Below are 8910 nucleotides of genomic sequence, written 5' to 3' on the forward strand. Positions count from 1 at the left end.
CACACTTTTTTTTATATTATAATAATTAGTCAAATATACAAAAATCCATAATTGTTTTAGTGTATCGAGGAAAAATAAAGGAATTTCAAAAGTGTATATAGAATATAGTATTAAAATAGATGTAATCAAATTAGACATAATTGGGGTTTTAAACCTAATTATGGATAATTAGTACCGGAAAGTAGTATTCTAAAATAATGATTATGAGGAGGGTTTTTATGAAAAAAATATCAGTTTTTATTACAGCTTTATTAATGTTGTGTTTTATTATTATTCCAACCAATTCTGTCCAAGCTATAGGTATGGATGAAATTACAATGAACGTTGAACAAACTAATAAACAAATTAATGAGGAAGTAGCCAAGGCAGTTTATGCTTCACAGAAAGCGCTTAACAATTATAATGAGGATTTAAAGATTTTAGAAGAGGGAAAAGATAATGTAATAAATAAAAATGATAAAAAAATTCAAAAACTAGACAAAAAATATACAAAGGAAATAGATAAAATAATAGAAAATTTACTAAAGGTAACTAATAAGATGTCAGCAAAAACTATTGCGGCTGCAGCAAAAGAGGGTGTAACAGTATACTGTCAGTGGGTAGAGGTTACAATAGGTGGTAGAACTGTATTGATTGATCCTTTAAGAATAACAAATGAATAAAAAAAAATCTGATTAAACTATTCAATGTGATTTTCAAAGGGGGACAGAAATGGACGGCTTTTACTTAGGAAAAAATGAATATTGCTTAGAAAAAGTTACTCAGAAATCTGGTGAACTCAGATTAATAGGTAGAGGTGATGGAGCTGAAATTATGATACAAAAAATTGTTTCTCAAGAAATTTTTTGTATCGAACCAAGTGACAAAAATGAAACCTTGGAATTTTTTTATATTTTAGAGGGTTCAATTGACTTTGAAAGTTATAGTGAGAATATTATTTTTAACAAAGGTGATTATTTTTATGCTCACGGTTTAAAACAAGCGGTATGTTTAAAGACTATTAGTGAAGTAACTCTATTATATCTATCCACGGAACCTTTTTTTAATTATTTAAGTAAAGGCATAAAAGAGTTGACAAGCATGACTAGAAATGTTGAAAAAAAGGATTTATATACACATGGTCACGGTCTGAGAGTGCGAAATTATTCAATTAAAATAGCGGAACTATTAGGTTTTTCTAGTGATAGACTTGAAAATATTATAATTGCCGCGCTTTGTCACGATGTTGGTAAAGTTTTTGTACCAATTGAAATTTTAAATAAGCCAGGAAAACTTACAAACAATGAATTTGATTTAATAAAAAAACATCCAGTTGATGGAGCAAAAATGACACAAGGAACTTTCATGGAAAACTTAGATCAAATAATAGTACAACACCATGAGAGAATAGATGGTTCTGGGTATCCTAATGGACTTAAAGGTGATGAAATATTATTAGAAGCAAAGATAATAGCCCTTGCAGATAGTTTTGATGCTATGACATCAGACAGGAGTTATAGAAAAGCTATGGACATCAAAGTAGCTTTTAAAGAATTAAAAAACTTAAGTGGAATACATTATGATGAAAAGGTTGTTGAAGCTTTTGAAAAAGTATTAAGAGAAGAAAATAAGATACAGTAAATTATGCGTATGTTGAATAAGAACATACGCATAAAAAATGTACATAGCGTTGCTTAAAATTTTTTTATTAGTAGTCCGTATTATTTATAAAAGTTGCTTCTAAGAATTTCATGTTTTCTATAATTTGTTTCCCAATTTTCAAGGAACTCTTTTGCGCAATTTTCACCAGAACTATATAATTCCATGGTTTTTTTATTGGAAATATTGAAATCTGTTGTTTTAATATCAAGAGTGTTAATTTTTACTGTACGGAGATAATCCATATCTCTTATGTGAATATCATCCTGTGCTTCTAGCATAGTTTCAATAAGTGAGCTAGTAAAATTCAATATATTAGTTATTTTATGTTCACGTATTTCTTTGTTTCCTCCAAGTTTAAAACCAATGGTCGGCCAGCGTGGAATGCCTTTTACGTCAAAAATCCAAACGGGATAATTGCTTAAAATGCCGCCATCAACAATGATGGATTTTTTATTATTATTTACGTTGCCTAGCTTTACAGGTCGAAAAAAATAAGGAATAGATATGCTCATTCTTATGGCTAAACTCACTTCTAAGTCATCGGGATTTATACCGTAGTCCGCGATATCTTCTGGAAGGATTAGCATCTTTCCATTACTGATGTCTGTTGCTATAATATGCAGTTTGTATTTTCTTTTATACTTAATGTCGTTTAAAAGAATACCATTTTCATTTGGTTTTATTAAATCTCCAAAGGTTACTTTTCTTCCCTTGGGAAGTTTAAGTTTACTAGACAGAGCTTCATCAATCCAGTTTTTTATATAATCACCTTTAAAAATCCCCTTTTTAAAAAACAAATTATAAGAATTGGAGAATATAGGTATGTTAAAATGATTTTTATCAGCAATTTTTGCATAATCTAACTGCAACATTAATTTTTTTATTTCTTCGGCAGAGTATCCTACAGCAACTAGCGAAGCAACAATTGATCCAGCAGAGGTTCCAGAAACATTTTCCCACTGGTATCCACTGCTCTCAAATATTTTCAAGGCTCCTACTAGTCCAATACCTTTAATTCCACCACCTTCAAAAACTGCATCCGCAAATTTTCTGTTACTATACGTATCCAAATATACCACCCCTTTATGAGTAATATATGAAGAATGTTATTTACATGACATATATTAGTAAAATAATTTTGTGTTACACTTTTCTATTAAAAGAATATATTACATTATAACAATTTAATAAAGAGGCAATGTATGAAAAAAATAGAAGAATACACACCTAGCGAATTAGCTACTTTAGCAACAATTGCTGGCGTTATAATTGCCTCTAAACTTAATATTAATGGACAAAATGTGATAGGTAATTTTATAGAAGGTGTAGGGCAGAGTATTTTAATAATTGCCGCTCAGGCTCAAAATAGTCAATCGCAAGAACAAAATCAAACTAGTGAGAACTCCAACAGCAATACTGATGGCAAAAATTCCGATTTACAAAAACAGATAGATGAACTTAAGGAGCATATCAAAAAGTTTGAAAAAAACATGAAAGGTTAATGAGATTTTTGGAATGAAATCCAACGGTTTCCATAATGATTTGACAATGAAAGAAAATATAGGTATCATGTATATATATTAAATTTTAAAATTTAGGGGAGTCATTATTTTTGTCTGAGAGGAAACCGTTGCGTTTCGACCCTTATAACCTGAATTGGGTAATGCCAGCGGAGGGAAAATATGATTTGCATTTAGTTTGGATTTACAGTATATAAATAATGCGAAATTATAGGTTTATAAAACCCTCCGTTCGATTTTGAACGGAGGGTTTGTTTTTATAAATAATAGGTTAAGGAGGAATTTAAATGTCAGTTGTAAATGTAAGTATCCAAGTAATACCGGTAGTAGCTGAGGAACGAATTTATTCCGTGGTAGACAAGGTTATAGAGTATATTGAAGCTAGTGGCGTAAAATATGAAGTAGGGCCAATGGAAACTACTATGGAGGGTGAACTAGATGATCTTTTAGATATAGTAAAAAAAGCTCAAGAAATTTGTGTTGAGCATGGAGCAACAAGGGTTGTTTCTATGGTGAAAATTGATTATAAACCTGAAGGCGTGACTATGAATGAAAAAACATTTAAATATAGAAAATAAGCTTATTCCTATAGCTTTTCAACTAATAATTCTTTTTATATGGCAAATATCTATAGATAAGCTTAAGGTGCCACAGTACATATTGCCATCGCCTAAAGACATTATTATAACCTTAGTTGATATATTTCCAAGCCTTACTAAGCATATTTATGCTACTTTGTATGCTGCCACTATAGGATTTATAATATCTATTTTTGTTGCAATAATTTTAGCTACATTAATGGATAATGTAAAACTTATAAAAAAGTGTATATATCCTATTTTAGTAGTATCTCAAACTATCCCTATTATTGCCTTAGCACCTCTTTTTGTAATTTGGTTTGGATTTGGAATATTACCTAAGATTATTGTTGTAGTTCTAGTATGCTTTTTCCCTATAGTTATCAGTTTAATTGATGGGTTAGATTCGGTGGATACTGATATGGTAAACCTTCTAAAGACTATGGGAGCTAGCAAATATCAAATTTTTACTATGGTTAAGCTACCATCTTCTACAGTGAATTTTTTCTCAGGCCTTAGAATAGCAGCAACCTATAGTATTATGGGTGCCGTTATTGGAGAATGGCTAGGAGGAGATAAGGGGCTTGGGGTATATATGATTAGAGCTAAAAACTCATATGCTCTTGATAAAGTTTTCGCTGTAATCATAATTATAGTGATATTAAGTATGGGGTTATTTGGGCTATTATATTTGTTACAATATTATTTTACTCCTTGGAGTAGGGATAAACAAGATAAGAAAAGCTAAATTTGTATATTAATATTATTTTATATGGAGGTAACAACATGTTAAAGAAATCAATATCATTATTATTAACTCTATCGCTGACTGCCGTTGTATTTGTGGGTTGTGGTACAAAAGAAAAAAGTGAAAATAAGGTAGAACCCTTAAAAAAGGTTACAGTCATTTTAGATTGGGTCCCAAACACTAATCATACTGGATTATATGTAGCAAAAGACAATGGGTATTTTAAAGAGCAAGGTCTTGATGTGGAAATAATTCAGCCAGCAGAGGGGAGCACTGCAACTTTAATTGCTGCAGGTAAAGGAGACTTTGGTATAAGCTATCAAGAGGATGTAACTTATGCTAGAACCGCTAAAGACCCACTCCCAATAAAGGCTATAGCTACAATTATCCAACATAATACTTCAGGATTCGCAGCACCAGTGAAAAAAAATATTAAATCTCCAAAGGATTTTGAAGGTAAAACCTATGGAGGATGGGGATCTCCTTCTGAAAACGCAATATTAAAGGCTCTCATGGAAAGTGATAATGCTGATTTTTCAAAACTAAAAATGGTGGACGCAGGAGCTGAGGATTTTTTTGCTGTAACTAAGAAAGCTATTGACTTTGAATGGATATTTTATGGATGGACGGGGATAGAAGCTAAGCTTAAAAATATTCCAATTAACTATATTGATATTGGAAAATTAAATAGTGATTTAGATTACTATACCCCAGTAATTATAGCTAATGAAAATAAATTAAAGGAAGATCATGAAACTGCAAAGAAATTTTTAAAAGCAGTTACGAAAGGATATGAATATTGTATTGAGAAACCTAAAGAAAGTGCAAAGATTTTATTGAATAATGCACCTGAAACAAATGAAGCCCTTGCTTACGAGAGTCAAGAGTATATGAAAGATCAGTACAAAGCTGAAGCTAAAAGATGGGGTGAAATGAAAACATCAGTTTGGGATAACTATACCAAATTTCTTTTAGATAGAAAGCTTATAGAAAAAGATATGAAGGCAAATGAGGCGTTTACAAATGAGTATTTACCAGACTAGTGTGGACAAACTAAGAGTATCAAATATTAAGAAAACCTTTGGTAGTATGGAAATTATAGACGATGTATCTTTTCATGCTAACGAAAATGAATTTATAAGTCTGCTTGGACCAAGTGGTAGTGGTAAAAGTACAATTTTTAATATTATATCAGGTCTTTTATCCAAAGATGGAGGCGAAATTATAATTGATGGAGAAGAGTGCTTCGGTAGGACTAAAAAAGTAAGCTATATGCATCAAAAGGATTTACTTCTTCCTTGGAAAAATATTATAGATAATACCTCTTTATCACTTATCATAAAGGGGAAATCTAAAAAACAAGCAAGGTCAGAGGTTATTAGTCATTTTAAAACCTTTGGACTTGAGGGTTTCGAGTATAAATATCCTTTCCAGCTTTCTGGAGGCATGAAGCAAAGAGCGGCACTACTTAGAACATATATGTCATCATCAGATATTATGTTACTGGATGAACCTTTTGGTGCACTTGATGCAATAACTAGGACAAAGATGCAAAATTGGCTTTTAGATATTACAAAGGAATTAAAAGCTACCATAATATTTATTACGCATGATATTGAGGAAGCAGTATTCTTATCTGATAGAATATATTTATTATCAGATAAACCAGCAACTATAAAAAGTGAAATAATCGTTGACTTACCTAAAATTAGAGATAAGTCTATAATTACATCGGACAAATTCAATGAAATTAAGAGAAGGATTTTACAAATATTATAATAAACACCCAACTTAAAAGGTTTTAAGTTGGGTGTTTATTAATAATATGAAATTACAATGCGGTATATTGACTTATGTATTTTAATTTATAATAGTGGATTGATTTTCTATCTAATATATCTATTTGACTTATTGTAGGCAAAGTAATATACTATATCTCGTAGTGTTAATTCGGCTCCTTGGTCAAGAGGTTAAGACACCACCCTCTCACGGTGGAATCAGGGGTTCAATTCCCCTAGGAGTCACCAAAACATAAACAATGATATAGCAAGCTTTACAGCAATGTAAAACTTGCTATTTTTTTTTATTTTCACACATCTCATTTAAACAAGGTGTTCATTATGAACACCTTGTTATTTTTTTGATAATTTATTAAAAGTATTTTAATAAATTATCTTTTACGTTCCTATATTATAAGATGGTTTAAAACCGGTATTTAAATATTTTATTTTATGTTAATTATCAGTTTTTTTGAAGTAGTGTCATCAGAAGAATTACTTTCATCTGATTCATTACTCATTTGTTCCTTTTTGGATGAACCTTTATTAGCTTCCGAAATAACTCCATTAAATGGGATTGTAATTTCAATAGAATGACTGCTCTTTTCTGATTTCTCTGTTTTTTCTTCGTTTTTATTCATAAATATTCTCCCTTCTAATACTAAAATTATTTTCTATAAATATTGTACAGTATATAGTTTATCCGTTTTATTATAAAATATAGTTGGCTAAAATTATATATTGCGGTGTTTTCAAAAAAAATCATACAATGAGCTCTACACCGATAACTTCCCTATATTTTTTCTTTGTTAAGTTATTAAAAATAAATGCTTAAATTTTTGATATTACTATTGCTTTTTATTTTATTTGTGTTATTATATTGTTATATCGTAATATATAGATATATAGATAAGAACAAAAATGTATTAAAAATATAAATATTATTCGAAAAGGAGATTATAAATTATGTTTAATTCAAAAATTAATAATGTTACTGCAGCAAAGGCTCATAAACTTATCAGTGAAAATAATGACTTTGTTATCTTAGATGTAAGAACTAAAGAAGAATACGATAACGGTCATATTCAAGGTGCCAAACTTGTTCCCGTTAATATTCTTCCTATGAAACTTTCCGAACTGGAAAAATTTAAAAATAGTCCAGTACTTGTTTATTGTGCCTCTGGCGGACGAAGCCCAAGAGCGGTGGATACTTTGGCAAATAGTTCTTTTAAAAACATTTACCATCTCAATAGAGGGATATGTTCTTGGGAATACAGTCTAACTAGATAATATTCAGAATAAATTTAAATACGGAGGTGAGGAACTATGGATACAGATTATATGAAATACAACGACATTGCAGAACTTCTTAAAGTTTTAGCACATCCAATTAGGATATGTATAGTAAAAAATCTATTAAAAAATGGTGAATGTAATGTCGGTTACATGCATACTTGTCTAAAGATTCCTCAATCTACCGTATCACAGCATCTACAAAAGTTAAGAGTAGCAGGAATAATTCAGGGTAAAAGAAATGGTATCGAAATTAATTACAAAATTAAAGATAAGCGGATGGGGAAATTAATTAATTCGATTTTCAGTATTAAATAGTAAAAATATGAGGAGTGATTTTAATGAATAAAAAAGTATTAATTGTAGGTGGAGTAGCTGGTGGAGCTTCAACAGCGGCCAGGCTAAGACGACTTGATGAAACAGCAGAAATAATTATGTTTGAAAGAGATGAATATATTTCTTTTGCAAATTGTGGTCTTCCTTATTATATAGGTGAAGTAATAAAAGATAGAGATAACCTTTTAGTACAAACAGCAGAGAGTATGAAAGCCAGATTTAATATAGATGTAAGAAATAACAGTGATGTAGTGGGAATTGACACACAGAAAAAGACTGTAACAGTTAATAGTAAGGCAAAAGGCACTTATGAAGAAAGCTATGATTATATAGTCCTATCACCAGGCTCTAAGGCAATTAAACCTAATATAGAGGGCATTAACAGTAAAAGAATATTCACCTTAAGAAATATACCAGATACTGATAATATAAAAGCATTTGTGGACAAAAAAGGTATTAATTCTGCTGTTGTTATTGGTGGAGGCTATGTTGGCATTGAAATGGCTTAAAACTTAAAAGAAAGAGGTCTTGACGTTACTATAGTAGAAGCAGCTCCCCACATAATGGCCCCTTTAGATACAAATATAGTTTTAACCGTTGAAAAGGAAATTTCAGATAATGGTATTGAAATATTTTTAAACGATGGAGTAAAATCTTTTAAAGATAATGAAGATAGTGTGGAAGTAATTTTAAATAGTGATAAAAAACTAAGTGCTGATATGGTTATTTTAGCAATAGGAGTGCTTCCTGATACTGGTTTTCTAAAAGATAGTGGAATAGAATTCGGACCTAAAGGGCATATAATAGTAAATGATAAAGTGGAAACAGCTGTCCCTTCTGTATATGCAGTCGGTGATGCTATAGAAATAGTTGATTTTGTGAACAAACAAAAATCAGCAATTCCACTAGCTGGACCTGCAAATAAACAAGGTAGGATTGCAGCTGATAATATAGCTGGTCTTGGAACTACTTTTAAGGGAACTCAAGGAACTTCAATTATTAAGGTGTTTGGTTTA

At 30.5% G+C, this 8910-nt stretch carries 11 protein-coding genes, 1 tRNA gene, 1 pseudogene and 1 riboswitch; of the genes and pseudogenes, 11 read left to right on the forward strand and 2 right to left on the reverse strand.

The window, feature by feature from the left end; all coding sequences use genetic code 11:
* Positions 1 to 218: 218 nt before the first annotated feature.
* The gene (locus tag ACJAX4_RS19410; RefSeq protein ID WP_435791088.1) at positions 219 to 662 is read left to right on the forward strand and encodes a hypothetical protein; all 444 of its coding nucleotides are present in this window, start codon (positions 219 to 221) and stop codon (positions 660 to 662) included.
* Positions 663 to 711: 49 nt separating this feature from the next.
* Positions 712 to 1620: an HD-GYP domain-containing protein gene (locus tag ACJAX4_RS19415; protein WP_435791089.1), complete on the forward strand. Its 909-nt coding sequence runs from the start codon at positions 712 to 714 to the stop codon at positions 1618 to 1620.
* Between the two features lie 80 nt (positions 1621 to 1700).
* On the opposite strand, the gene ACJAX4_RS19420 is transcribed toward ACJAX4_RS19415, so the two are convergent.
* Complete coding sequence (locus ACJAX4_RS19420) at positions 1701 to 2711, reverse strand: patatin-like phospholipase family protein (protein ID WP_435791090.1); 1011 nt, start codon at positions 2709 to 2711, stop codon at positions 1701 to 1703.
* Between the two features lie 132 nt (positions 2712 to 2843).
* On the opposite strand from ACJAX4_RS19420, the gene ACJAX4_RS19425 reads away from it, so the two are divergent.
* From ACJAX4_RS19425 to ACJAX4_RS19450, 6 genes are all read left to right on the forward strand, one after another.
* Positions 2844 to 3143 carry a hypothetical protein gene (locus ACJAX4_RS19425; protein WP_435791091.1) on the forward strand — a complete coding sequence of 100 codons (300 nt, stop codon included), beginning with the start codon at positions 2844 to 2846 and terminating at the stop codon, positions 3141 to 3143.
* Between the two features lie 84 nt (positions 3144 to 3227).
* Positions 3228 to 3336: riboswitch (TPP riboswitch) on the forward strand.
* A gap of 112 nt (positions 3337 to 3448) precedes the next feature.
* Positions 3449 to 3739, forward strand: a complete 291-nt coding sequence (locus tag ACJAX4_RS19430) for an MTH1187 family thiamine-binding protein (protein ID WP_435791092.1) — start codon at positions 3449 to 3451, stop codon at positions 3737 to 3739.
* Positions 3711 to 4487, forward strand: coding sequence for an ABC transporter permease (locus ACJAX4_RS19435; protein WP_435791093.1), 777 nt, complete (start codon positions 3711 to 3713; stop codon positions 4485 to 4487). The genes ACJAX4_RS19430 and ACJAX4_RS19435 overlap by 29 nt, the downstream gene beginning before the upstream one ends.
* A gap of 38 nt (positions 4488 to 4525) precedes the next feature.
* Entirely contained in the window at positions 4526 to 5530 is a 1005-nt protein-coding gene (locus tag ACJAX4_RS19440; RefSeq protein ID WP_435791094.1) for an ABC transporter substrate-binding protein, read from the forward strand.
* Positions 5511 to 6266, forward strand: coding sequence for an ABC transporter ATP-binding protein (locus ACJAX4_RS19445; protein WP_435791095.1), 756 nt, complete (start codon positions 5511 to 5513; stop codon positions 6264 to 6266). Before ACJAX4_RS19440 ends, ACJAX4_RS19445 begins: the two co-directional genes overlap by 20 nt.
* 173 nt (positions 6267 to 6439) lie before the next feature.
* Positions 6440 to 6514 (forward strand) — tRNA-Glu (locus ACJAX4_RS19450).
* Positions 6515 to 6711: 197 nt separating this feature from the next.
* Here the strand turns inward: ACJAX4_RS19450 and ACJAX4_RS19455 are convergent.
* The gene (locus ACJAX4_RS19455; RefSeq protein ID WP_435791096.1) at positions 6712 to 6906 is read right to left on the reverse strand and encodes a hypothetical protein; all 195 of its coding nucleotides are present in this window, start codon (positions 6904 to 6906) and stop codon (positions 6712 to 6714) included.
* Positions 6907 to 7231: 325 nt separating this feature from the next.
* Here ACJAX4_RS19455 and ACJAX4_RS19460 point away from each other — a divergent pair, with 325 nt between their 5' ends.
* From ACJAX4_RS19460 to ACJAX4_RS19470, 3 genes and pseudogenes are all read left to right on the forward strand, one after another.
* The gene (locus ACJAX4_RS19460) at positions 7232 to 7555 is read left to right on the forward strand and encodes a rhodanese-like domain-containing protein (RefSeq protein WP_435791097.1); all 324 of its coding nucleotides are present in this window, start codon (positions 7232 to 7234) and stop codon (positions 7553 to 7555) included.
* Between the two features lie 36 nt (positions 7556 to 7591).
* Positions 7592 to 7876 (forward strand): ArsR/SmtB family transcription factor, encoded by a 285-nt coding sequence (locus ACJAX4_RS19465; protein ID WP_435791098.1) that lies wholly within the window; start codon positions 7592 to 7594, stop codon positions 7874 to 7876.
* Between the two features lie 23 nt (positions 7877 to 7899).
* A pseudogene (locus ACJAX4_RS19470) lies at positions 7900 to 8910 on the forward strand (NAD(P)/FAD-dependent oxidoreductase); the annotation flags it as partial.

Source organism: Clostridium sp. (assembly GCF_051278035.1).
GTDB lineage: Bacteria > Bacillota > Clostridia > Clostridiales > Clostridiaceae > Clostridium_AD.